Annotated in this window: 28 protein-coding genes and 1 riboswitch; of the genes, 6 read left to right on the top strand and 22 right to left on the bottom strand. The window is 42.2% G+C overall.

The genetic code is table 11. The features are described 5' to 3' along the window. Positions 1-172: 172 nt before the first annotated feature. Genes ytxJ through ACGLYD_RS19810 form a run of 3 tightly spaced genes read right to left on the bottom strand, consistent with a single transcriptional unit; the run spans position 173 to position 2712 of the window. Positions 173-502 carry a bacillithiol system redox-active protein YtxJ gene (ytxJ, locus tag ACGLYD_RS19820; protein WP_399630083.1) on the bottom strand — a complete coding sequence of 110 codons (330 nt, stop codon included), beginning with the start codon at positions 500-502 and terminating at the stop codon, positions 173-175. Positions 503-521: 19 nt separating this feature from the next. Then, entirely contained in the window at positions 522-2135 is a 1614-nt protein-coding gene (locus ACGLYD_RS19815) for an aminotransferase class V-fold PLP-dependent enzyme (RefSeq protein ID WP_399630080.1), read from the bottom strand. 4 nt (positions 2136-2139) lie between these two features. Then, entirely contained in the window at positions 2140-2712 is a 573-nt protein-coding gene (locus ACGLYD_RS19810) for a glycerol-3-phosphate acyltransferase (protein ID WP_399630078.1), read from the bottom strand. Between the two features lie 154 nt (positions 2713-2866). Here ACGLYD_RS19810 and ACGLYD_RS19805 point away from each other — a divergent pair, with 154 nt between their 5' ends. Continuing rightward, positions 2867-3526, top strand: a complete 660-nt coding sequence (locus ACGLYD_RS19805; protein ID WP_399630075.1) for a phosphatase PAP2 family protein — start codon at positions 2867-2869, stop codon at positions 3524-3526. 95 nt (positions 3527-3621) lie between these two features. Here the strand turns inward: ACGLYD_RS19805 and ACGLYD_RS19800 are convergent, their stop codons facing one another. After that, positions 3622-3903, bottom strand: a complete 282-nt coding sequence (locus ACGLYD_RS19800) for a hypothetical protein (protein ID WP_399630073.1) — start codon at positions 3901-3903, stop codon at positions 3622-3624. Between the two features lie 62 nt (positions 3904-3965). Continuing rightward, positions 3966-4463 (bottom strand): hypothetical protein, encoded by a 498-nt coding sequence (locus ACGLYD_RS19795; RefSeq protein ID WP_399630070.1) that lies wholly within the window; start codon positions 4461-4463, stop codon positions 3966-3968. Positions 4464-4576: 113 nt separating this feature from the next. Between ACGLYD_RS19795 and ACGLYD_RS19790 the strand changes: the two genes are divergently transcribed. Both ACGLYD_RS19790 and mscL read left to right on the top strand, forming a co-directional pair. Next, positions 4577-4906, top strand: a complete 330-nt coding sequence (locus ACGLYD_RS19790; RefSeq protein ID WP_340741184.1) for an MGMT family protein — start codon at positions 4577-4579, stop codon at positions 4904-4906. Between the two features lie 189 nt (positions 4907-5095). Next, positions 5096-5482, top strand: a complete 387-nt coding sequence (gene mscL / locus ACGLYD_RS19785; RefSeq protein WP_340741183.1) for a large conductance mechanosensitive channel protein MscL — start codon at positions 5096-5098, stop codon at positions 5480-5482. A gap of 1107 nt (positions 5483-6589) precedes the next feature. Here the strand turns inward: mscL and ACGLYD_RS19780 are convergent. The 7 genes from ACGLYD_RS19780 to ACGLYD_RS19750 all read right to left on the bottom strand — a co-directional run bounded on the left by ACGLYD_RS19780 (position 6590) and on the right by ACGLYD_RS19750 (position 11924). Beyond that, positions 6590-7540 carry an ABC transporter permease gene (locus ACGLYD_RS19780; RefSeq protein ID WP_340741182.1) on the bottom strand — a complete coding sequence of 317 codons (951 nt, stop codon included), beginning with the start codon at positions 7538-7540 and terminating at the stop codon, positions 6590-6592. After that, complete coding sequence (locus tag ACGLYD_RS19775; RefSeq protein WP_399630065.1) at positions 7509-8432, bottom strand: ABC transporter ATP-binding protein; 924 nt, start codon at positions 8430-8432, stop codon at positions 7509-7511. Before ACGLYD_RS19775 ends, ACGLYD_RS19780 begins: the two co-directional genes overlap by 32 nt. Position 8433: 1 nt before the next feature. Beyond that, positions 8434-9132 carry an ABC transporter ATP-binding protein gene (locus ACGLYD_RS19770; protein WP_187046346.1) on the bottom strand — a complete coding sequence of 233 codons (699 nt, stop codon included), beginning with the start codon at positions 9130-9132 and terminating at the stop codon, positions 8434-8436. Continuing rightward, positions 9125-9493 (bottom strand): GntR family transcriptional regulator, encoded by a 369-nt coding sequence (locus ACGLYD_RS19765; RefSeq protein WP_187047744.1) that lies wholly within the window; start codon positions 9491-9493, stop codon positions 9125-9127. Before ACGLYD_RS19765 ends, ACGLYD_RS19770 begins: the two co-directional genes overlap by 8 nt. Positions 9494-9495: 2 nt before the next feature. Next, the gene (locus tag ACGLYD_RS19760) at positions 9496-10266 is read right to left on the bottom strand and encodes a hypothetical protein (RefSeq protein WP_399630063.1); all 771 of its coding nucleotides are present in this window, start codon (positions 10264-10266) and stop codon (positions 9496-9498) included. A gap of 5 nt (positions 10267-10271) precedes the next feature. Next, the gene (locus tag ACGLYD_RS19755) at positions 10272-11054 is read right to left on the bottom strand and encodes a hypothetical protein (RefSeq protein ID WP_187046344.1); all 783 of its coding nucleotides are present in this window, start codon (positions 11052-11054) and stop codon (positions 10272-10274) included. Between the two features lie 135 nt (positions 11055-11189). Then, positions 11190-11924, bottom strand: a complete 735-nt coding sequence (locus ACGLYD_RS19750; protein ID WP_342539368.1) for a sulfite exporter TauE/SafE family protein — start codon at positions 11922-11924, stop codon at positions 11190-11192. A 172-nt stretch (positions 11925-12096) separates the two neighbouring features. On the opposite strand from ACGLYD_RS19750, the gene ACGLYD_RS19745 reads away from it, so the two are divergent. After that, entirely contained in the window at positions 12097-12465 is a 369-nt protein-coding gene (locus ACGLYD_RS19745) for a VOC family protein (protein ID WP_067204336.1), read from the top strand. Positions 12466-12792: 327 nt separating this feature from the next. On the opposite strand, the gene ACGLYD_RS19740 is transcribed toward ACGLYD_RS19745, so the two are convergent. Beyond that, positions 12793-13743: a hypothetical protein gene (locus ACGLYD_RS19740; RefSeq protein WP_399630058.1), complete on the bottom strand. Its 951-nt coding sequence runs from the start codon at positions 13741-13743 to the stop codon at positions 12793-12795. Positions 13744-13933: 190 nt separating this feature from the next. Here ACGLYD_RS19740 and ACGLYD_RS19735 point away from each other — a divergent pair, with 190 nt between their 5' ends. Next, on the top strand, positions 13934-14413 hold the full coding sequence (locus ACGLYD_RS19735) for an immunoglobulin-like domain-containing protein (protein WP_399630055.1): 480 nt from the start codon (positions 13934-13936) through the stop codon (positions 14411-14413). Between the two features lie 47 nt (positions 14414-14460). On the opposite strand, the gene ACGLYD_RS19730 is transcribed toward ACGLYD_RS19735, so the two are convergent. The 3 genes from ACGLYD_RS19730 to ACGLYD_RS19720 all read right to left on the bottom strand — a co-directional run bounded on the left by ACGLYD_RS19730 (position 14461) and on the right by ACGLYD_RS19720 (position 17488). Further along, positions 14461-15573 carry a 5-methyltetrahydropteroyltriglutamate--homocysteine S-methyltransferase gene (locus ACGLYD_RS19730; RefSeq protein WP_399630053.1) on the bottom strand — a complete coding sequence of 371 codons (1113 nt, stop codon included), beginning with the start codon at positions 15571-15573 and terminating at the stop codon, positions 14461-14463. 161 nt (positions 15574-15734) lie between these two features. Beyond that, entirely contained in the window at positions 15735-16472 is a 738-nt protein-coding gene (locus ACGLYD_RS19725; RefSeq protein WP_067204323.1) for a cyclase family protein, read from the bottom strand. Between the two features lie 227 nt (positions 16473-16699). Beyond that, positions 16700-16813: riboswitch (SAM riboswitch) on the bottom strand. Positions 16814-17011: 198 nt separating this feature from the next. Next, on the bottom strand, positions 17012-17488 hold the full coding sequence (locus ACGLYD_RS19720; RefSeq protein WP_067204320.1) for an acyl-CoA thioesterase: 477 nt from the start codon (positions 17486-17488) through the stop codon (positions 17012-17014). Positions 17489-17591: 103 nt separating this feature from the next. Here ACGLYD_RS19720 and ACGLYD_RS19715 point away from each other — a divergent pair, with 103 nt between their 5' ends. Continuing rightward, the gene (locus ACGLYD_RS19715; RefSeq protein WP_067204317.1) at positions 17592-17984 is read left to right on the top strand and encodes a hypothetical protein; all 393 of its coding nucleotides are present in this window, start codon (positions 17592-17594) and stop codon (positions 17982-17984) included. Between the two features lie 47 nt (positions 17985-18031). On the opposite strand, the gene ACGLYD_RS19710 is transcribed toward ACGLYD_RS19715, so the two are convergent. From ACGLYD_RS19710 to ACGLYD_RS19685, 6 genes are all read right to left on the bottom strand, one after another. Further along, a complete protein-coding gene (locus ACGLYD_RS19710; protein WP_399630049.1) occupies positions 18032-18796 on the bottom strand; it encodes an urease accessory protein UreD in 765 nt (254 codons plus the stop codon). A 34-nt stretch (positions 18797-18830) separates the two neighbouring features. Then, positions 18831-19460 carry an urease accessory protein UreG gene (gene ureG, locus ACGLYD_RS19705; protein WP_067204312.1) on the bottom strand — a complete coding sequence of 210 codons (630 nt, stop codon included), beginning with the start codon at positions 19458-19460 and terminating at the stop codon, positions 18831-18833. A gap of 23 nt (positions 19461-19483) precedes the next feature. Next, the gene (locus ACGLYD_RS19700; RefSeq protein ID WP_231885750.1) at positions 19484-20224 is read right to left on the bottom strand and encodes an urease accessory protein UreF; all 741 of its coding nucleotides are present in this window, start codon (positions 20222-20224) and stop codon (positions 19484-19486) included. Further along, a complete protein-coding gene (locus ACGLYD_RS19695) occupies positions 20166-20672 on the bottom strand; it encodes an urease accessory protein UreE (protein ID WP_338654292.1) in 507 nt (168 codons plus the stop codon). The genes ACGLYD_RS19700 and ACGLYD_RS19695 overlap by 59 nt, the downstream gene beginning before the upstream one ends. Positions 20673-20773: 101 nt before the next feature. Beyond that, positions 20774-22489: an urease subunit alpha gene (gene ureC, locus ACGLYD_RS19690; RefSeq protein WP_187046337.1), complete on the bottom strand. Its 1716-nt coding sequence runs from the start codon at positions 22487-22489 to the stop codon at positions 20774-20776. Beyond that, positions 22486-22854, bottom strand: a complete 369-nt coding sequence (locus ACGLYD_RS19685; RefSeq protein WP_187046336.1) for an urease subunit beta — start codon at positions 22852-22854, stop codon at positions 22486-22488. The genes ureC and ACGLYD_RS19685 overlap by 4 nt, the downstream gene beginning before the upstream one ends. Positions 22855-22865: the final 11 nt, after the last annotated feature.

The following is a 22865-nucleotide window of genomic DNA, read 5'->3' as shown; positions in this document are numbered from 1 at the left end:
GCACGCCATAAGGAAATTTCCAAGAACATAAGCGCAAGCGTTTGTTCAACCCTATCTAATAGTAAGGATGCAGCTCAATCTCTCCTGGAAAGCCTCATACAGGACGAGATTGTATAATTTCCTAGACAATAAAAAACAGATACCCCTCGAATGGAGTACCTGTTCCACATTATTAACTTCCGTAGTTTTCCACTGCTTTTTTAATGTGGGGGCCGCTAATCGAGTAATGAGTCGCCTGCCAGACTGCTGCACCGTCTTTCAATAAAAACAGTTGCGGCGATTGGTGTTCAACGTGCAGATTACTTTCGATTTCATTGGAAACGGGCCGACTTTCCTGTACTTTAAGAAAATATTTCGGTACCTCCTCTGCGGATGACTCAAATGCATTGTAGGCTGCTGCACTAACTGGACATGTCGTACTATGTTTTAAAACGAACAAAGGATTCTCTTTCGATTGTTCCAATACGTCATACCACTCATTAACAGTGCGTAATTCTTTCATGATCATCAGCTCCTTCTATTTAATATGTTTTCCCGTTAGAGTTAGTCGTAAACACTTGCTCATCTACGGATGTTAACCAAGAGAGCAGTTCAAGCATTCTGTTTAACTCTTTTTCCGCTACATTGTTCATACATGAAATTTGAAGCCAATTTCTTTCGCGTAAATAAGCGCTCTCGTAATGAACATTGAAACCATTCAAAAACAGGTTATCCCCCAGCTGCATTGCGGATAAACCTTTTGGTAAAGCAATCGTAACAATTGCATCTGCAGCATATTTCTCCGACGCTAAAATTGTCAAACCTGCTTGTTCAACGGCGTTCCTGACTTTACGCGCACGGTTTGAAATAGCCGCAAAGACTTCTGCCGGTTGCTCAAATGTCAGTAAAGCCATGTCGAGCGCAGATACCAAGTTGGATGACTGGGTATACGGAATCCCTCGTGCTGCTGCATAAGTACCTAAGTCCAAATAGCGCGGCAAGTTATCATTTGCGGGGATTTCTTCATTATGAAATACGAAAGATAGACCTGTATAACTTAATAGCCCTTTGCCACTGACACCTGTTGCATAAGCAACTCCAGTGAGATCAACTGCTGTTGTCCCAATCGCACTCACACAATCCACAGCGAGTGTAATGCCGAATTGTGAACAGAACGATTTGAATAAATTCAAATCGTTCAGCACACCTGTCGACGTTTCGCAATGGACAACCCATAACCAACTGTAGCGACCCGAGCATAATGCAGCTTCAATTTCATCGGCATCGAAAGGGGTCCCCCACTCGATTTCCATTGTGTCAAACCCCATTCCAAAACGCTGGGCATGATCAGTGAGTCTAAAGCCAAATTCCCCGTTCACAAGTATAAGACCTTTACCACTGTGCATACTTAACTGAGCCGCAACAACGTCATTCGCAAGCGTACCTGTCCCTTGAAGGAGTTGGACGTACTTTGCACCAGTCAGCGCGGTCAGCTTGTCCTTCACGCGTTGCAAAACACTTTCAAATTCAGATGAGCGATGTGAGAATGGTTCTGTCATCATGGCCTTTCTTACGTCTTCAGAAATTGTTGCAGGACCTGGTAGGAAATTGACGAGTGGTTTTGAAATCCTTCCCGCAATGCCCGCTTTAAATGTTTCTTGCGTCAAATACATCGGCTGGAAGGCGGCTTCCGCTGTCCCCGTCAATTGTGCAAATGGTAAAAACCCTAGTTGTCCATATAATTTCTGTTCTCGAACCGTTCCCGAGATGAGCGCAGCATCATAGCCCGCTTTAAGGCAATATTGGACTAACGCCTGGGTAAGGCCAAGAAATGCCCTGCCATTCCGATAGTCCTGTTCAATCGCAAGAAGCCTGATTTCTACAGGGTTTTTGGATTGAAACGGTAAGTGATGTTCAACTGGACCAATTTTTCCATCGAGCGAGAATGGACGTTCACTTCGTATCGCGATCATTCCGACGACCCGATTATCTTTCTTGCAAATTATATATGTATTTTCATCATGAAATTTGTCGACAAGCTTTCTTGATTCGTTTTGGTCATGCTGCGGAATCTCCTCGGCAAACGTACGGTAATTCAACTCATGAATCTGTTCGAATTCCAAAGCCGTTTCTGCAATTTTATAAATAAAACTCATTCTATCAACCCTTTTCTGGCATAAGTTTCTGCTTCAAGTCAGCTCGATGTGTAAATAAAAGAAGTAGCGATAATAAGCAGGCTGCTATGAATACAGGAATTCCATATGAAAATGCTAGTACTAAAATCGGCATCAATAGGACCGCAGTTAGTCCGGCTAATGTGAAGCTTTTTAGGAACGGATAGAATACGAAGAATAAGCCCACAAACACAGCAAACAGTAGTGGATTGAATGCAAGCATACCGCCTATGAAAGTGGATACTCCCATCCCGCCACGAAACTTCAAGAATAGTGGATACACATGTCCCAAAGTCACAGCGAATAGCGCACAAAGTTCTACGACCACTCCGAATCCAAGCCACTTGGCAACGAAAATAGCCAGTGCCCCCTTCAATGCGTCTCCGATGAATGTCGCAACGAATGCTTTTTTGCCAAGCACCCTCCCGGCATTACGCGCTCCAGGATTTCCGCTTCCTTCTATTCGTATATTCTTCTTAAAAAAGAAATTACTAATAATCGAGCCTGTCAGCACATTTCCCAATATGTACGAGCCAACTACTAAAAGTATGAGTGTCATAATCGATCCTTTATGGTAAATGATAGGTTCTTTCTAGTGTAGCATCTTTCTTGAACTTTTATAAAAACTTTTCAACTTGTCCGTCATGATTATTCTTTGTCGTTTTCACTTAGAAGTAGTATACAATTATAGTTAATTGAAAGGAGTGCATTCAGTGCGTGAACTATCATTTCGTCTTCTAGTAGCATTTGTTCTTTGCATCTTCTTCGGTATAGCTTTTGGATATATCGCTGCCGCTGTCGGGAATGAATCGATTGTACATTTCGATACTGCTGTTATTGGATTTGTCCAAGGACTGGAAGCACCATGGCTGACATCTATTATGAAAGTATTTACGTGGATTGGTTCAGGTTACGTCGTTGCTCCAATTGCCTTGATCGGATTTATTGTCTTATACTTTGTACTGCGCTACCGTCATCAGGCGTTTCTACTGATTGCTGTGATTGCCGGAACCGTCTTATTAAACGGCGCGCTCAAAATTTATTTCAAGCGAGAACGACCGGAAATCCATCGCATTATGGACGCAAATGGCTTTAGCTTTCCGAGTGGTCATTCGATGATGGCATTCGCTCTTTACGCAATTATTGCGTATATCGCTTGGCGTAATGTAAAAACAACAACGAGCCGTGTTGTTCTTGTTCTATTCACTGCCGTTATGATCATCATGATCGGCACAAGTCGTATTTACCTTGGTGTCCACTATCCAAGCGATATTGTTGGAGGATACGCAGTAAGTGCACTTTGGGTAACGATTGCCATTTCAGCGTACGCGTATTTTCAGAACAAACTTAAGAAGACCGTTTCACGTCGATGAATGACGTGAAGCTGTCTATTTAAGCTGCACGACTAGTCAGTTGAAGAGACTGGCCTTTTTTAATTCATTTCCTGGGAAATCCCCATAAGGTAGTACTATGCTCCAAAACCACCTACCCCAACTATGACAATTAGCAATACATAGCCTATAATAATTAGCGAAATAATTCCCATTCCAATATATTTTAAAGAACCAATTTCTTTTGATTTAATTGCTTTAATACCTACTATATAACTCGCTATCCAAGTAGCTATCCCCACAAAGAAGTAAGTTCCTATAACTCCATTTCCGCTAAATGTGCTCATATAAAACAACATCAGCCCTAAAATACTTAAAATGGCTGACAGTGCACCATATTTCCCCTTCACGTTTTTCAACGGCTCTCACTCCATTCCACAAAACACGTATTAAACTCCGATTAGGAAAGCTTTACTACAATCTATCCAAAATACCTGGTTGTTTCTTCCTCTGAAAGTATTTTTGGCGTAAGCCCTCCAAGTTCAATGTACTCTGTGCGCCCATTTATTTTTATAATGAAAACATTACTGGTTTTCGTAGGCGATATCGAGTCGACCCAGATGTTTTTAGTCGAATAATAATCTTTTATTTCCTGCGCGATAGATAAAGGGATTGACGCGTTAGCAACAGTGAGCGAGTTATCTTCCTTAGGCTGTAACGCCTGCGCTTTCGGGTCATTCTGGTCATGAATCTTTTGCAATAAATCAATGACCTCACCGAAACCGATGATTAGAATCCCGTAAATAGAATATGTGAAAATGGGATACAGAAAACTACCTATCCCGATTCCATTCGAAAATACCCCACCGAACGTCATGATAAATATAAATCCCTGAATAATTCCCCATGCAATCACAGCCAGCCCGACAACTTTTAACGCGAACCCAATACCTGTGCGCTTTGCGAATAATTCGCCCATACAAGTCAATCCCTTCCATTTCCGAACTCTTCTATGTAACTATACGTACGTTAATGGAATTAGTTTCATTCGGATTTTGGTACAATGAAAATAACGCGAGGAGGCTGTTGTTTATGAATTTATTCACAGAACGTGTCATCAGAATCATCCAAGGTATACCTGCTGGCCATGTCATGACGTACGGCCAAGTTGCAGCTGCAGCTGGGAGTCCACGCGGTGCTAGACAAGTCGTGCGGGTATTGCATTCAATGAGTAAAAAATATGAGTTACCTTGGCATCGGATCATCAATGTGCAAGGCGGTATTTCAGCTCCCGCCAATGCGGAAAGCAAAGGGTATGACCAACGGGGATTACTCGAGATGGAAGGAATTAAATTTAATGAGGATGGAAAGGTAGATTTAACTGTATATCGCTGGTTTCCTCTTGACGGCGAGGAAGGTTAAAGAGGGATTGGTACATTCTCAGCATCTCTTTTTGTAAATCTGTAATCGATATGATAGGATGTGTTAGGGAACTTTCGTTTATCTACATTAAAGTTCTATGGAACTAACTTATACTGTTTCCATAGGGGGTATTAACGTTTTACAGCTTACCCGTGTTATGAAATTATGAATAGATAGGGAATGAAAAATATGCTAAAAGACTTTAAAGAATTCGCACTCAGAGGAAACGTATTCGACCTCGCCATTGCGGTTGTAATTGGTGCTGCATTCGGTAAAATTGTATCCTCACTCGTTGAAAATATTATCACTCCGCTTATAGGAGTAATTTCTGGTGGTATTGACTTTTCAGGTATGCATCAGAAAATCGGAGAAGCAGATGTTACATACGGCGTTTTCCTCCAATCGATTTTCGATTTTCTCATCGTCGCATTTGTAATTTTTATGGTAATTCGTCTGATGGCGAAGTTTAAACGTAAGGAAGAACCTCTAGTTGAAGAAGCAGTACCTGAAGTGGACCCTAAAGAAGCGCTACTCATAGAAATCCGCGACTTGCTGAAAGAAGGAAAAACACTTTAAGATTTATTTTGAAAAAGGACAACCCCGACGGTGGGATTGTCCTTTTTTTGATTATAGTGAGAGATAGTGTTCTACGATTCCAATTATCAAAAGCCAAAAAATCTTCCTCCAAACAACAGATTGTCAGGCATTTGATCGGTTTGAGGTTATTTATGATCGGTTGGCAGATGGATATGCTCGGTTTGGGCCAGATATGATTGTTTGGCTAAATATATGATTGGTCTAGCAATAGATATGATCGGCGGGAGCTGGATATGATCGGTTTGAGTCAGATATGATCGAGTTGCTAAATTTATGATTGGTCTAGCAATGGATATGATCGATTGGCTAAATATATGATTAGTCTAGCAATAGATATGATCGGTTAGAGCCAGATATGATTGATTGGCTAAATATATGATTGGTCTAGCAATGGATATGCTCGGCGGGAGCAGGATATGATCGTTTTGATAAATTTATGATTGGTCTAGCAATGGATATGATCGGTTGGAGTCAGATATAATCGGTTTGATAAATTTATGATTGGTCTAGCAATAAATATGATCGGTTGGAGTCAGATATGATCGGTTTGATAAATTTATAATTGGTCTAGCAATAGATATGATCGGTTGGAGTCAGATATGATCGGTTTGATAAATTTATGATTGGTCTAGCAATGGATATGATCGGCGGGAGCAGGATATGATCGATTGGCTAAATATATGATTGGTCTAGCAATGGATATGATCGGTTGGAGTCAGATATGATCGATTGGTTAAATACATGATTGGTTTAGCATGGATATAATCGGTAGGCGACGCTTATGCTCGGTCAAGGTAGATAATATAATCACTCACCAAGCAGGAACAGATTTAGTCCAATAACCAATCCGCCACAATTGGCAACACCAGGCCCTAGATAACATTGCCTGTCAATCTCAGTGGTGGTATAATGGAAACAGGATTTATTGTCTAAAAGGAGTGATAGTCAATGTGGTTCATATACATCATGTTCGCACTGTTTGCATTCGTACTCGTTGGTAATATCGCAGGTCTAATTCGTACATTCAGCAGTCATAAATAAGTACATGAAAAAAGCCCTCCATTATCGGAGGGCTTTTTTTGCATGTTACGCGGTTATATCGCGTTTGATGAATGTTGTATAACTGATAACGAGGAAAATCACGATATAAACTGCAAGAACGGCGAGTGAAAACGACATCGTAATGCCTTCTACAATCCGAAAGTCCGTTTCATAGATTGTCAAATCCATATGCGTAAAGACAATGTATTTCACGACTTCATATTTTGCCAGCAGCATAACCAATGTCGAGCCCATAAAGTAGATGAATAATGACAGCCCGATTGCAAGTGAGCTGGAACGGAAGACGCTACCAATCATGAATGCAAACGTTGCTGTCACAAAAACATTTCCGAATGACAGGAGCAATATATAGAGCCCTTTCCCCCAAACAGATACTTCAACAACTTCTTTACCATTCCAAACAAGTTCTTGCCCTTGGCCGGATTGGAAGAAGAGATATGCGCCAAGTATAGATACAATGAACCCGATGAGCATAAGTAGAATACCGAACAAGATGACTGTCACATACTTCGACGTTAATATTTTCCATCTCTTTACAGGACGGGATAATAACATCTTAATCGTTCCTTGCGTAAATTCAGAAGCGACAATCCCCGCAGCAACAATAACCGTCAGTAAAACAGCGATGGAGCCGATACCACTTGAATTCATAATCATACTTTCCCGACTATTGCCGTTCAGCGGTTCTATTGAATTCGCAAGGCGGTATTCAAGAACTTTCTCTTTGTCTTCTAGACGTTCCCGTTCGCTGTCCACAAGTGTTGTGGTTCCGAGCTGCTCTTTTGTAATGGTCAATTCGCCTTGCACAGATGTTTTCCAATCTGGTTCATCGTAATTAGACATCGTGTCGATCCATTTCGTCAGACCTAACATTCCTAAAATCGCAACAACGAGTAGACCGGTCATAATCCAAGTTGCTTTTTTACTCCATAGTTTCATCCATTCATTTTGTATGAGCTTCAGCAATCTGGCCACCTCCAGTCATTTCTAGGAATTGATCTTCGAGCGTCTTGCGGTGTGGCTGAACTGCAAACAATTGCATCTCATGTGCCGCAATCTGCTGGATGAGCCCTGGAATTTGTGTTTTCTCTGCATTGATGATAAATCCTTCTTTGTGCGCTTCCACATTGAACCCTTCAGCTTTTAGCATACTTTCCGCTGTTTCCACTGGGAATGCTTCAATATAATAATGCGATTCCTGTTCCTCTGTCATATCACGAATATCAATTAGTTTGCCATTCTGAATGACCGCAATCCGGTCACACATAAGTTCAATTTCCGACAGCATATGGCTCGAAACAAAAACAGAAACACCTTCTTCTTCCGCAATCATTTTGAGATACGTCCGGAACTCGCGAATTCCCGCAGGATCCAGTCCGTTCGTCGGCTCATCGAGGATCAGAAACTTCGGACGGTGCAAAAGTGCCTGCGCAAGCCCCAGTCGTTGCCTCATCCCAAGTGAATACGTCGAGACCTTTTCATGGATACGGTTCTGCATGCCCACTTGGTTAATAACTTCTTCGATTCGTGCCTTCGTAACGCCATCGTGCATACGTGCAAAATGCAATAAGTTTTTATAGCCGGACATGAACTTATACATTTCCGGGTTTTCAACGATAACGCCGACTTTGGAAAGCCCCTCTTCAAAATCATCAGCAAGTAATTTTCCGTCGATGATGATATCCCCGCCCGTCGGCTCCATCAGTCCAACCATCATACGAATTGTCGTCGTTTTCCCCGCCCCGTTTGGACCGAGGAATCCTGTAATTTGTCCCGGATACAGTGACAAACTCAAGTTGTCGATAATTTTTTTCTTGCCAATCGTTTTCGATAAATTCTTCAATTCGACTATCGGTTTCATTTCCATGTCAACTTCCCTCCCTAAACAGTGACACCATCCACGAGGTGGCATCTTTCCCGTACGTATCGCGGATTACGTCAACCGCTTCGTGCGCGATTATTCGTCCCCCTCTTAGTACTACGATTTCATCGAGCAATGGTTCCACTTCTTTTAATTCATGCGTCGACAAAAGGACGGTTTGTCGCTCCGGATCAGTAAAACGGATAAGCCCTTTCGCGATATCATCACGCACCATCGGATCCAGGCCGGAGAACGGTTCATCTAGCAAATAGTAATCAGCTTCACGCCCAAGAGTCACTGCAATTTTGACACGTCCACGGTTCCCTTTTGACAAATTTTTTATTTTCGAATCCAGAGATAAATTCAAAAACTGCGCAATTTCTTTAGCTTTCGCCGTATTAAAATCAACGAACTGAGATTCATAAAACTCAATAAGCTGACCTACCGTAAAATACGGATAGAATAGATCCGCGTCTGGCATATAAGCAATATTGCTTGCCACTTTGCGCGTAATGCGACTTCCGCTGAACGTTGCCCTTCCCGAATCCGGCGTCACTAACCCAGAAATCAGTTTCAACAGCGTCGTTTTTCCACTACCATTCTCTCCGACAAGGCCGATGATTTTTCCTTGCGGCAAGGAAAGCGTAAGGTCTTCAAGCGCTTTCCTCCGGCCGTACTTTTTCGTTATATTCTTCAGTTCAATCATCTTTTCCACCCCGTTCTTGTAGGTGCTGCAGCATTTCAGTCGTCGTAAAACCCAGTGCTTCAACACTTTGAATGAATGACGTCACAAGCTGTTCCTTCATTTCATTACGAAGCATAGCGATCTTCAATTCATCTTCCGTCACAAAAGATCCCTGGCCCCTCTTCGTTTCGGTGATTTCCATCTGCTCCAGCTCCTTATAGACGCGTTGCATCGTATTGGCATTCACACCGGCTTCAACAGCATAATCACGAACGGATGGCAATTTCTCCCCAGGATTCAGCGTTCCACGAATAATATCGCCCGTAATCAGGTCGATGAGCTGCTGATAAATTGGTTTGTCTGGAAGAAAATCTATGCCCATCATTACAACCTCACTTTCTTTTCAAACAACATTGCTCCAGCAACGAAATAGAGAGCCGTCAACAAACCGTAGAGGATAAGACTGCCGATTGTTAAAATCGATCCGCTCGGGACAATATAATTGTTAAACATTAAGAAATCTACCGTTTTAATCGGGCCGTGCATTGGCCCCATTTCCATTACTAGTTGGAGTGTTTCCGTAAACCAGACATATCCCCATCCAATGATCCATATGTTGACCAAGGCAATAATCACGATGATTGAGAACAAGCCAATACGGGAACGAAACACTTGGTATATCGACCAGAAGAAAAAAACGATTGCCATTACATAAATAGCGTTCAACAAAATGACAACACCCACACTAAGATATAAAAACAGATCATCTACAAGAGGAACCGCCCCATCGCGTGCGTAATTGGAGATAGCTGCAATCGTCCCGCACAACAAAAGCGAACAGCCGACAGTTAGGACAATCAGTGAGAACTTTGCGTAAACAAGCTGCCGTATTGATGCTGGGGAATGAAGCCAAATGTCTAGACGCCCCATTTCCTTTCCAAGGCTATCGAAAAATAACGATACCGCCATAATCAAGTGGAGCATGAAACAAAGGGCAATCATCGGTTGAATTGAAGCGTAAAAGTCTTCCGGCAACCCATAAGCTATGCGATTTACTCCCAAGTATTGAATCACACTAGTGATTAATACAAAGATAACAAGTCTCCATTTCATTTGCGCCCATTCTTTTCGCAATAATCCTTTCCATTTTTTCATATAGTCTACAACCTCACTTTCTTCTCAAAAAGGACAGCTGCAATGATGAACATTATGAACGTGAAGAAAATATCGAATACAATTTCACCCGTGTAAAAAAAAGTTTCAGCATGCTCGAGGTAAATAAAATCCACATTAATTTTCGGATTTTTGATTTTCATTAAATCAATAGGGCCTATTAGAATTAGTTTCTCATATAGTTCGGAGAGGACAAATAAACTATATAGCCGAGAAGCAACAAGGAATATAATAATCGTAGCAACAATTGAAAATCCCTTTAAATATGGCTTCATAAGTCGGTCTATGACCCAGAAGAAAAACCCGATACTCATGAATATTATCGATACTGCAAAAATCATGACTATAAAAATACTTCCAAAGAAAAACAAATCATCAAATGTAGCCATTGTCGAGCTGAATAATACGTGTTGAACCGCAAGAACTAGTGTTGGAATTAACAATCCCACAGCACCAATAAGGGATGCAAAAAATGCTTTCGCTCCAACCAATTTAAAAATGGACGCCGTCGAATGAAACCACACATCCGGACGTTTTATTTCCCTTTCCAGCATTATAAACAATGCAATAACCGGTGCTAATACACTTGCACCCGCCCAAATAAAACAGATAACAAGCACCACTTCAAAAACATGTACTTCAAGACCAAAAATGTTGGCTATTAAATGTGGAACAAACGACATTACAATAATCCCAAGCAATGCACTAACGAGTAACGGCCACTTCAACGTCACCCATTCTTTTTTCAACAATCCATTCCACTGCTTCATCAGCGTTCCCCCTCTACATGTCGGTGTATTAGTTAAATAGTACACTATATGCAAGGATGTTGTAAAGGGATTTGTTGGGATAAATTCACCCATTAAAAAAACACCTCTTCCTTTCAAGCGGATGAGGTGTTTTAGTTAAAGAAAACTATTGACGATAAGCTGGACGATCAACGCTATCGTAATAATGCGCAATAATATTTTAACGTGATCCGGATTCAACCTTTCAGCAAGTCGCACACCGATTTGCGCGCCCGATAAGGAACCAGCCATGAGTACAAAGGCAATTGGCCAAATAATCTTGCCCATGGCGATATAGCTGATGGCTGCACCAAACCCACTCGAAAACGTTGCAAGACGACCAAAGCCAATTGCCCGAATGTACGCAATTCGTAAGTGACCGAACAAATACAGAAGTAGAGTGCCTTGCCCCGGTCCAAACATCCCATCGTATATTCCAATTCCGAGTAATCCCGGAATCGCTACTTTCGTCGGCCTTAAGCTTTCTTCCCCTGAGAAGTCTACTTTGGAAAGGAATGATGTAAGAAAAGCAATGATAAGAAGAATAACCGCTATAATGTACATTGTACTTTCCGTCAAGCGTGTTGCTATAAAACCACCTGTAAATCCACCGAAAAGTGATATAGGTATAATCCAAAATGATTCTTTAAATGTAACCTGCTTTTTCAGTAGGACTGTTATAAAAGTAGAAAACGAACTAACTGTTGTTGAAATCTTCCCAGCCCCAAGGACAGAGTGAATTGGGATACCCATGAGCAACATAGCCGGGACCGTAATCAGGCCACCCCCACCTGCAAGCGTTCCAAGTGTCATCGCAGCCATTCCAATGAAAAATATAAGTATGTAATCCATTCCCCACACTTCCTTCATTTATAGTATACGATTATTTAACCAATTGGGAAAATCAATCGCTTTCATTCAAGCTGATAAGTATTCCTTATGTACTAGTCTCGGAAAATGGTATTAGTGAAACAGCTGAATGGAGATTATACTGAAGGTATTACGTTCAGAGGAGTGTTGAGCAATGAGCAAGTTTCTAACAGGAATTGATCATATCCAAATTGCAGCGCCGCCCGAGTCTGAAGATAAAGCACGGAAGTTTTACGGGGAATTGCTCGGTATGGAGGAGATTCCAAAACCAGAAAACTTGAAGGGGCGCGGGGGTTGCTGGTTCCTTTGTGGCTCACAAGAAGTGCATATCGGTATTCAGCAGGATTTCATGCCTGCGAAAAAAGCGCATCCCGGTTTTACAGTGAATGCACTGGAGCAATTGAAATTACGGTTGGAAGAAGCTAATTATCCGTTTAGTGAAGAACTTCCAATCGAAGGGCGATCACGCTTTTTTACACATGATCCTTTTGGCAACCGAATTGAGTTTTTGGAATTTGAATGAAGCAATACGGAAGTTGCTCAAAATTCGTTTCATAGCGCAGCAGGATGCATAAGCTGCGTCCTGCTGTTTCAAGAATGAGGTGGTTTTCACTTATAGTTTTAGCGGTTGCCATGACAGTTTGTTGGATTGTCCTTACAGTTTCTTCGATTGCCATGACAGTTTGACGCGTTGTCCTCACAGTTTGCGCTTGCCATGACTGTTCCATGGATTGTCCTCACAGTTTGACACGTTGCCCTCACAGTTAGCGGTTGCCATGACTGTTCCACGGGTTGCCCTTACAGTTTCTTCGGTTGCCATGACAATCGTCCTAATTACCTTTGCAATCCATTACGCTTCAATAATTTCTCGCTCCTGTACATCTAGCCTCTCTAATTCATGCAACAATTCATCACGCTTTCTCGCAAGTCGGTCTTGAACCTTGCGCACATCTTGAAGCACATCGTTCAGCTTACTTTTCGCGTCTGTAATGCGGGAATGAATCATCCAATCTGAAAAAATATTATCGAAAAACAGATCTGTAAATGTAAAGATGTCACTTTTGTTCACCGTGAATGATTCAGTCGCGGCATTTTGGACATCCATCAGTTCCGTCTCAAAATGGCGGAGGGTACGTTGCGCGCGATGGACAAGATCATCGGAGCTATTAATTTCGGAGTATTTAAGAGCCGATACTAGCAAGCCACCGCCAAGGAATGTATCCCATACCGACAATCCTTCTGCCGCCCCAAGCTTCTCCAGCGCCGCATCGAGTGCCCGATTTGCCTTGTTACCTGCATCGCAGGCTTCGTCAATTTCACGCAGCATTGAACGCAGTCGTACTCTATCATCTGCTATTTTTTGTAACGTCCCATTCGCAATTGTGTCATTGAATCGAATCCAAGTCTCTTTCTCCTTCAGAAAATCCGCCCACTCTTCCTCGATATAGTCGAAGTCTGGATTTTTAATCTCTTCACGTAATCGGACCGCTTCCGCTTCCAAGTCCGTCACTACTTTTTCTGCTTCATTATAATGGAGCTCCGCATCCGCTGCTTCTGAAATCTCCTTCTCCATTTTTTCATCCCACTTGCCTGTCCACTCACTTATCTTATTCATAAAAGAAAACTTGCCAAGCTTCACTACATCCTGTTGTTCTTTTGTCAGTTTTTCATGCAAGTTATCACGTTGTATAATTGCGTCTTTAAGTTTTACCTCCGTGCCCTCAAGACGCCTTTTCACTCGGTTGCGCTCAGTACGTATCATCGTCAATCCCATTTGTCGTTCTTGTATTTCCTGTCTCATTGACTCCACCCCTTTCTCTGTTATACGAAAATAAGTGGATGAAGTTTCATTTACACATTATATTTTACCCACATGTGGATAACAATCAATGAATTTTCATGGGAATTAACTTATCCACAGCTATTTATTGATATCAATCAAGGTTTATCCACCCTTAAAGGTATATGCTAGAAGTGGAGGTGTTTCCATCATGAATAAACTGCTGTTAATTGCAATCGTTCTTATACTCCCCCTCTCCGCCTGCGGAAAAGAACCCGCAGTTTCTACACTGCCCGATCCCGTGCCTGACCAGGAAATGTTTTCATCAGAAGAAGGTTTATCACTTGTATTGGACGAAGATTCATTCGTTGGTTCGCCATCCATCATTAAGACGCTTGTACGAAATAACAGCTCATCCGATTACCAGTTGGGCGAATTTTATCATATTGAAGTAAATAAAGATGGCCAGTGGTATATTATTACGTATTCAGATGCCGTATTCTTAAAGAACCCGTCCTTCAAAGACTTTGGAAACGTGTTGTCAGCCGGCAATAAAGCACGGCAGACCTTTTCGGTCGACGCGCTCGGCGTGACACTGATTCCAGGTGAATACCGTCTTGTGAAAACATTTATTTCAATAGGCGAGCCCATGCACGAATTATCCGTTGCTGTGCCATTTACAGTGGAATAAGGAATAAACCGGAACAAAGCATATGAGCCTTGTTCCGGTTTATCAGTTTAACCCCAAACTTCCTTTGCCACGTCCACAATGAATTTCAACTTTTCCCATTGCTGCTCTTCTGTTAGCTTATTGCCGTGATGCGTTGAAGCGAATCCGCATTGCGGACTTAAGCATAGTTGTTCAAGTGGCACGTATTGTGTGGCTTCTTGAATACGCGCAATGACCGCATCCTTGTCTTCCACTTCTCCATTTTTCGAAGTAACAACACCAAGGACAACCTTCGCTCCGCCATTTGGCACATGATCCAACGGTTTAAAGTCTCCTGAACGCTCATCATCATATTCAAGGAAGAAGCCATCCACTTTTTCTTTTGCAAGAAGTGTGGGTGCAATCAGTGCGTAGCTTCCCTCAAACGCCCACGTCGATTGGTAATTTCCGCGACATAGGTGTGTTGTTACGAAAAGATCTTCAGGTTTATCTTCCAAAACGCCATTAATGACGCGTAGTGCCAAGTCGATTAGTTGTTCTCTTGAATAGGCTCCGTCGTTAAACGGGATATTCGGTGCAGAAAGCCCCGCGATATAGACATCATCCAACTGCAAGTAGCGTACACCAGCTTCGTAAAATGCTTTCAAAGCATCCTTGTATGCTTGAATAACATCGTTGGCAAATTCTTCAATGTCAGGATAAATCGTTTCATCACGAATTCCGATATTAAAGAGCTGATTCGGACTTGGAATCGTTTGTTTCGCAACGGCACGGCCGCCTACGATTTCATTAAACTCAACAAAGTCTTGAATGAATGGATGATTAGGGTCAAACGAAATCTTGCCTGTGTTTCGAACGTTATATCGTTCTGTTTCAATACCATCAAATACGTAGCCAGTCTCTGGCACATATCCTTCAATTCCGTTCAAATGCTCCAAGAAGTCTAAATGCCACCACGTACGTCTAAATTCACCGTCTGTTACAAGTTCCAAACCAACTTCAATTTGCTTATCAACAACCCGTTTAATTTCCTTTGTTTCTACTTCTCGTAATTGTTGTGCAGTAACTACGCCTTCTTTGAAGTCTTTGCGCGCTTTATGCAAATTATCTGGTCGTAGTAAACTTCCAACGTGATCCGCTCTGAATGGTGCTTGTGTTAGTGTTGTCGATTGATTTGTCATGGTATATTCCTTCTTTCTGTTTTAGGAGTAAATTACGGTTTTATTAGGTCAGGAGTGCAAATGAGCAAATCCTCTTTTTTTCTTATGGCTATTACGCGAATGAGCGGATTCTCTTGTTTTCTTACGATAGGAACGCAAATGAGCGGGCCCTTTTTCTTTTCTTACGGCAGGATCGCGAATGAGCGTACCGGGAATCCTGATGCTTTTTCCGGCTTCGGAACGATGTTAAAAATGACCGCGCCTTTTGAGGGCACTTTATCTAGGTTTGTTAATAGCTCAATTTGGTAGGTATCTTGTTCAAGAACATAATATTCGCCTAAAAGAGCTTGGTTCTTTTGAAAATCAATGGCTGAATCCGTATCGAAAGTTTCATGACCGACAGCCTTTACTTTTCTTTCATCAAATAAAAACTTCAAAGCAGCAAGGCCCCAACCCGGTATACGGTTATTCCCATCGGCATCTTTATTGCAAAATGCCTCATTATCCGGCCAGCGTTTGCCCCAATCTGTGCGTAATGCCACAAATGTACCTGCCTCAATTTGCCCGTGCTGAGCTTCAAACTTCAGAATATCTTCAACAGTTAATGTAAAATCATGGTTTGCATCAGATTCTTTCGATTTATCGATGACCACCAGCGGTAATACCAATTCTTTCAAACCCAATTCATCCAAGTATCTTGTATCACGAACGAAGTGAATTGGTGCATCAATATGTGTGCCGTACTGTCCCGCAAATTTAAAGCTCTGTGCGAAAAATCCATCATCGTGATCAAATAATGTTGTAAACTCTGCTGCATCAAATGCTGAAAAACGGGGTGAGTCAGGCCCGAAAGTATGTGTTAAATCGACCCATTCTTTCTTTTTTAATAAAGCAATTGCATTGATTAATTCATTTGACACAATAAGTCTCCCTTCATTTTTTGAAGGTAACTTTAGTCTCCAGAAGTAACAAAAGCGAAGGGCGCCCGCTTAGATGCGTCAGGCATAAGATGAAGATGCGTAGCGGCGTTCTTTGCCGCAGAGCAGCTTTAACTTATGACCCAAGCATCTGGCGCCCGGAGCCTAGACGAAACAAAAAACCACTTCTAAATTCCAAGAAGAGGTTTTGGCGAATTCGCTATTTGCTCTTCTCATCTCCAAGCAGTAAGCATTACACTTACGCTTCTGGAATTAGCACAGTACTTTAAAAGTCTGTTGCTGAGGTATCATCGGGCCAGTCCCTACACCTCTCTGGATAAGAAAGTTACGTATTTAGTTGTTAATGAGTACAATACAGTCTTCCGAATAGATTGTCAATACACAAAACATGAATTATTTAGATTATACTCGTTTTTACAATGAAACATTTTATGTGAAAAGTAGAAATGGCATTGAAATGATACGCGACACAATGTAAAAAAACCCATAACTTGCCGTGGGCTTTTTCCATAACAAATTATTTAATGTTTCATCTCACTCCGCAATTTCCGATGTTCACGGCGTGCGGGGCCTGTTTCAAATAGACTCTTTTCAGCCTCTGTTTCCGGATAAATGCCCGGCACAGGAGTAGGCTTGTTATTTTCATCCATGGCAACCATCGTTAGGAAGGATTCGGTTGTTAGTTTTGTTTCGCCTGTAAGCAGGTTCATTGAATGGACCGATACAAATACTTCCATCGATGTACGGCCAGTTGACGTGACAATTGCCTCAAGTTCAAGTACATCTCCTACACGCGCCGACGATACAAAATCGACTGAATCGATTGAAGCAGTTACAACCGCTGTTTTTGAATGTTTCATTGCCGTGATATCAGCGATTTCATCTATATACGCGAGAACTTTTCCGCCGAAAATTGTCTGCAGATGATTGGTATCTGGCGGCAATACTAGCTTCGTCTGGATTGTTCGTGATTGGCCCATTGGTCTTTTTTCTTGCATACGACAAACTCCTTTGTAGTAGAACATATTCAATTTGTGATAAAAGGAAACTTTTCCATCAATCATTCCGTATATATAGTATACACATACTGGGGGAAGATTAATGCTGAAATTTATTGATAAATACTATGAAAAAATCACCTGGTCGATTATATTACTTGGACTTATTTTATTGTTTGTAGCAAATGACTATCTATCACTCGTTTTATTTTTATATCTACTTATAAGAGCTTTAAAATCTAGGGATTCCATCCGTAAGACACTTCGGACAACGCCTCTAAGTACTATGGTTATTTATGCGATAGGTATGATTGTACTTCTTATAGCGCTGGTTTTCATCATGCTTTATTCAGGGGATTTCATAAAGGAGTATAACATTCCAGTTTTCTTGCAATACATTTACATTGCTGTTGTCCTAGTCGGTTCGATGTTTCTCTATACCTGGTTGATGGATTTTTTAATAAAAAAATGGAATAAAAAAAGGGTATCGAAGTGATGTAAAACTTCAAACCCAAAGAGGACACCCCTCATTGGAGTGTCCTCTTAAACTATTTCTGCCAACAACGCGTATACACGCTTCATCTCTTCCTGCATGGTCCACTGATCAACTGCAAGCCATCTGCAATGGATTGCATTTCCTTCAAGCCTTGTCATACCAGCTTTTAAACCTTCTTCGACCCGCAATGTTTCTTGTATTGCGCGGACGTCTACATCTGCGGCTTTCGGCGATACGAGCCAGATTGAACCGATATACATTGCAGTTTCCAGTACACCGATATCACCAAGTGCCGTTTCTTTTGGTGAGAAATGCAGAGAGTCAAAAGCAATTAATTCATCCTCGACAAAAATTTTGAAATTCGTATGGAATGATTGATAATCAAATATCTCGCCACGCTTTTCACGTCCTGGGGCAACGATTTCACCCCATAATATGGTTGCATCGCGTGCGATTCGAAGTGTCGTGTCACCTCGGAATTTTGCATCTACAAACGGAATAATTACTTCTGGCATCCATTCAAGGCGTGCCCCTTCTCCGAGTTCGATGTTAATGGTCTGTACACAAGTGTCTCCGGTATACGATGGATAGATCTTTAAAGCGGACTGCTGAACCAACCTTACGCTACTATCTGGAGCAAGCTTCACTGTAATGTCATTTCGATCCCCGGCGACCATGCCTCCAGAGGACTCCATTATGTAGACAGTCGCTGTCGGGTTTTTACCTTCGTACAGTTCACGACTCGCCTTCAATGGAGGCTGTTGGAAAACATGGGGCATCCGTGTGTAGCCTCTTCTTGGCTCAAATTCCAAGTCAAGTTTTCCGTGGTGGATGGCGCGAGACGGCTTAAGCATTTGAACCAGCGGATCCCGCACCTTCTAATAGCATATTGTGCTTGATCCAAGCGACAACTTGGTCAACATTTTTCTGTGTTCTTACATCTGTAAAAATGTATGGACGTCCGTTACGCATTTTTTTTGCGTCGCTATCCATTAGTTCAAGATCAACGCCAACGTATGGAGCAAGATCCGTTTTATTGATCAATAAAAGATCAGAACGCGTCAAAGCAGGTCCGCCTTTTCTCGGAATATCCTGACCTTCTGCAACGTCGATAACATAAATATAGCCGTCAACAAGCTCTGGGCTAAATGTAGCGGACAAGTTGTCTCCGCCGCTTTCCACGAAAATAATATCGAGGTCTTCAAAACGACTTTTCAGTTCATCAATTGCTGCGAAGTTCATAGAAGCATCTTCGCGGATAGCCGTATGTGGGCAACCTCCCGTTTCAACACCTAAAATGCGATCCGCTTCAAGTACACCGCTATTTATTAAAAATTGAGCGTCTTCACGCGTGTAAATATCGTTCGTAATGACCGCTACATTATATTCTTTGTGCATTGCACGTGTAAGTTGGTCGACGAGCGATGTTTTGCCCGATCCAACTGGTCCACCTATGCCAATACGTACTGGTTTCATTTATAAAAACTCCTTTCAATCCATCATGAAATAAATAATCTTGAGAACAAATACTCATGCTTCATAGAAGCAAGTTCAATACCTAACGCGTTATTACTAATATCGGCTTCTGTCAACGTAGCAACTAATTTAGCCGCTTCCGTCACATGTCCAATCAATTCATACGTTACTTGGACGCCAGTTGTTTGACCGAACGGCACAGCACGGACCGCATTTTGGACGAGTCCGTTAAGCGATGCAAACAAATACGTCATGACCGCATGATGCGCACTGACGCCTGTCGTAGCACTGTAAATACCATAAAGAATGGCGTAATGACCTTTAATCTCTTTTGCATCAATACGGGCTTTCCAGTCCGCAAGGAAATCATCTGTTCCGAGTGGAGATACCGTTTTAATAAACTGTCTTCCAAGTTTCACACTTGCCTCACGTGATTCCTTCGCAAGTTTGATTGCCCCGCATAATTGCTCCAAATAGAGAAGTCGCTCGATATCCTGTTCCTGAGCCGCAGCATACGCTTCTTGAATTAAAATTGCATCCCCACGCACCAGGTTTTGAAAAAGAAACGACGTACAATAAGCGACCAAATCCTCTTTCGTCCGGATCACATCTTCCTGAATATACGTCTCCATGCCATACGTCTGCGTAAAGGACCCAATCGGAAACGCGGAATCATGAATTTGAATTAATCGTAAAAGGGCAAGATCAGTGAGAGTGTCCTCGGTATTTGAATGGTTGTTTGAATCGTCTTTCAGTTGTTTCATATGCGACACCCACTTCATCTAGCAATTTATTCAACGTATGATCTGCACGCACGATGACTTCGTTTTCCTCGATTAATGCCGGTGTGTGGCGGTTTCCAAGTTCGAAAGCCGTTTTACCCATTTCCGTCATGTTTTTCGGGCTAATCACGATAACCGGCTCCATTTTTGTGCGAACGGCAATACGACGTGAGTCATCCTCGAATAAGATATCGCCATATTGTAATGGCTGGTGTTCATGATGATGATGATGATCGTCGTGGTCATGATGTTCGTGGTCCTCATGGTGCTCTTGTTGTTCAAGTGACAACGCGACATCTGTACCTTGATCTGTTTCTTTGCGTAGAATGCGTTTACTCAATTCTTCCCAGTCAAGTTCAATCCACTCTGTCTGTTTACCAGCAATTTCTTCTTCCGTTCCAATGTTACCAATGACTTTAGTTATAAGCATTTGGCATCCTCCTTTATCGGCATGTTCAATAGGATGAGGTCGAAGTGGCTGTAAAATATCTTTTCAACCATTTCGAGCTTTCCCTTAATAATAATTAGTAATTAAAACAGGAAGTAACGTTGTGCCATCGGGAGAACGCTTACTGGTTCACACGTAGCAAGTACGCCGTCAATTTTCACTTCATATGTTTCTGGATTGACGTCAATTTCTGGTGTTTCACTGTTATGTTTCATGTCTGCTTTACCAATATTACGGCAGTTTTTAACAGTACCAATCATTTTCTTAAGACCCAGTTTTTCAGGTAGGCCTTCTTCTACTGCAATTTTAGGAAGGAACGTCATTGCCGCGTGTTGTGGTGCTTGACCGTGGAAACCAAACATACGGCGTCCCATCATCGGTTGCGGAGTTGGAATAGACGCGTTTGGATCACCAGTCATTGCGTAAACAGCAATTCCGCCTTTAATAACGACTTCTGCTTTCACGCCGAAAAATGCAGGCTCCCAAAGGACAATATCCGCCAGTTTCCCTTCTTCGAGTGAACCGACTTCATGGCTGATTCCGTGTGCAATCGCTGGGTTAATATTTAGTTTTGAAATATAACGTTTTACACGGAAGTTATCATTGTCTTTTCCTTCGTCTTGCGGAAGTGGACCGCGTTGCATTTTCATTTTGTTTGCTGTTTGGAACGTACGCATTGTAACTTCACCTACACGTCCCATCGCTTGTGAATCGGATGACATAATACTAAGAATACCTAGATCTTGCATAATGTCTTCTGCAGCGATTGTTTCAGGACGAATACGTGAATCTGCGAATGCTACATCTTCAGGTACATCGTGTTTCAAATGGTGACATACCATAAGCATATCTAAATGTTCATCGATTGTATTTGTCGTAAATGGTTTTGTCGGATTCGTCGATGCCGGCAAAATATTTGGGTATGCAGCCAATTTCAGTTGGTCTGGCGCGTGTCCGCCGCCTGCTCCTTCTGTATGGAAAATATGGATGACACGCCCGTCAATTGCCTCAATCGTATTTTCAACAAATCCAGCTTCATTGAGCGTATCGGAGTGTAGCGCGACTTGGATATCGAATTCATCTGCAACTATAAGACTCTGATTAAGAGCATCTGGAGTCGCACCCCAGTCTTCATGAATTTTCATACCGATTGCACCTGCACGGACTTGTTCAATAATTGGTTCCGTTGTAGATGCGCTCCCTTTTCCAAGTAACCCAACGTTGATTGGTAAATCTTCAACTGCTTGTAACATTCTATGAAGATGCCACTCGCCCGCCGTCAAACTCGTCGCTTTCGAACCTGCGGCCGGGCCTGTCCCACCACCGATGAATGTAGTCGTACCTGCGTTAAGTGCAGTTTCGACTTGCTGAGGACTAATGAAGTGAATATGCGTGTCGACAGCACCCGCTGTTGCAATCAATCCTTCACCCGCATACACTTCTGTTCCCACGCCGATGATCATATCCTGATCTACACCATCCATCGAAAGCGGATTTCCTGCTTTTCCGACTCCGATGATACGGCCATCTTTAATACCAATATCTGCTTTCACAATACCTGTATGGTCAATAATCATAACGTTGGTAATGACTGTGTCGAGAACACCTTCAGCGCGAACATTTTTACCATTTTGGCCCATCGATACGCGAAGTGATTTTCCTCCACCGAAAACACCTTCATCACCGTATGATGTATAATCTTTTTCAATTTCAATCCAAAGATCCGTGTCAGCAAGACGCACTTTATCGCCTACTGTCGGTCCGAACATTTTCGCATATTGTTCGTGTGTTACTTTCATTTATCCTCGGCTCCTTTAAATCCTGCTTCTGCTGCTCTATCTAAAATTTCGTCCTTATTATGCGTCGAACCTTCCGTCAAATTATTCAGTCCGAACACGTGACGTTTTCCGCCGAACTCAACTAATTCAACTTCCTTCTCTTCGCCGGGTTCAAAACGCACAGCGGTACCAGATGGGATATTTAAATGCATTCCAACTGCCTGTTCACGGTCAAATTCAAGAAATTTATTTACCTCAATGAAATGGAAATGAGATCCGACTTGTATCGGACGATCGCCAGTGTTTGCAACGCGTACCGCTTTCACGGGGCGTCCGGCATTTATTTCAATCAAGCCTTCAGCTGTTCTAATTTCTCCTGGAATCATTGTTAAAGCCT

Source organism: Sporosarcina sp. SG10008, from assembly GCF_044569405.1.
GTDB classification, from domain to species: domain Bacteria; phylum Bacillota; class Bacilli; order Bacillales_A; family Planococcaceae; genus Sporosarcina; species Sporosarcina psychrophila.
Note: the sequence above shows the minus strand (reverse complement) of the source record. Positions and strands in the feature narration are given on the sequence as shown.

Bases quoted from the DNA above. Each gene is read 5' to 3' on its own strand.
- ytxJ (WP_399630083.1), bottom strand. From the start codon at position 502: ATGAAAGAATTACGCACTGTTAATGAGTGGTATGACGTATTGGAACAA.
- ACGLYD_RS19815 (WP_399630080.1), bottom strand. From the start codon at position 2,135: ATGAGTTTTATTTATAAAATTGCAGAAACGGCTTTGGAATTCGAACAG.
- ACGLYD_RS19810 (WP_399630078.1), bottom strand. From the start codon at position 2,712: ATGACACTCATACTTTTAGTAGTTGGCTCGTACATATTGGGAAATGTG.
- ACGLYD_RS19795 (WP_399630070.1), bottom strand. From the start codon at position 4,463: ATGGGCGAATTATTCGCAAAGCGCACAGGTATTGGGTTCGCGTTAAAA.
- ACGLYD_RS19790 (WP_340741184.1), top strand. From the start codon at position 4,577: ATGAATTTATTCACAGAACGTGTCATCAGAATCATCCAAGGTATACCT.
- mscL (WP_340741183.1), top strand. From the start codon at position 5,096: ATGCTAAAAGACTTTAAAGAATTCGCACTCAGAGGAAACGTATTCGAC.
- ACGLYD_RS19775 (WP_399630065.1), bottom strand. From the start codon at position 8,432: ATGGAAATGAAACCGATAGTCGAATTGAAGAATTTATCGAAAACGATT.
- ACGLYD_RS19770 (WP_187046346.1), bottom strand. From the start codon at position 9,132: ATGATTGAACTGAAGAATATAACGAAAAAGTACGGCCGGAGGAAAGCG.
- ACGLYD_RS19765 (WP_187047744.1), bottom strand. From the start codon at position 9,493: ATGGGCATAGATTTTCTTCCAGACAAACCAATTTATCAGCAGCTCATC.
- ACGLYD_RS19760 (WP_399630063.1), bottom strand. From the start codon at position 10,266: ATGAAAAAATGGAAAGGATTATTGCGAAAAGAATGGGCGCAAATGAAA.
- ACGLYD_RS19755 (WP_187046344.1), bottom strand. From the start codon at position 11,054: ATGAAGCAGTGGAATGGATTGTTGAAAAAAGAATGGGTGACGTTGAAG.
- ACGLYD_RS19750 (WP_342539368.1), bottom strand. From the start codon at position 11,924: ATGGATTACATACTTATATTTTTCATTGGAATGGCTGCGATGACACTT.
- ACGLYD_RS19745 (WP_067204336.1), top strand. From the start codon at position 12,097: ATGAGCAAGTTTCTAACAGGAATTGATCATATCCAAATTGCAGCGCCG.
- ACGLYD_RS19740 (WP_399630058.1), bottom strand. From the start codon at position 13,743: ATGAGACAGGAAATACAAGAACGACAAATGGGATTGACGATGATACGT.
- ACGLYD_RS19735 (WP_399630055.1), top strand. From the start codon at position 13,934: ATGAATAAACTGCTGTTAATTGCAATCGTTCTTATACTCCCCCTCTCC.
- ACGLYD_RS19730 (WP_399630053.1), bottom strand. From the start codon at position 15,573: ATGACAAATCAATCGACAACACTAACACAAGCACCATTCAGAGCGGAT.
- ACGLYD_RS19720 (WP_067204320.1), bottom strand. From the start codon at position 17,488: ATGCAAGAAAAAAGACCAATGGGCCAATCACGAACAATCCAGACGAAG.
- ACGLYD_RS19715 (WP_067204317.1), top strand. From the start codon at position 17,592: ATGCTGAAATTTATTGATAAATACTATGAAAAAATCACCTGGTCGATT.
- ureG (WP_067204312.1), bottom strand. From the start codon at position 19,460: ATGAAACCAGTACGTATTGGCATAGGTGGACCAGTTGGATCGGGCAAA.
- ACGLYD_RS19700 (WP_231885750.1), bottom strand. From the start codon at position 20,224: ATGAAACAACTGAAAGACGATTCAAACAACCATTCAAATACCGAGGAC.
- ACGLYD_RS19695 (WP_338654292.1), bottom strand. From the start codon at position 20,672: ATGCTTATAACTAAAGTCATTGGTAACATTGGAACGGAAGAAGAAATT.
- ureC (WP_187046337.1), bottom strand. From the start codon at position 22,489: ATGAAAGTAACACACGAACAATATGCGAAAATGTTCGGACCGACAGTA.
- ACGLYD_RS19685 (WP_187046336.1), bottom strand. From the start codon at position 22,854: ATGATTCCAGGAGAAATTAGAACAGCTGAAGGCTTGATTGAAATAAAT.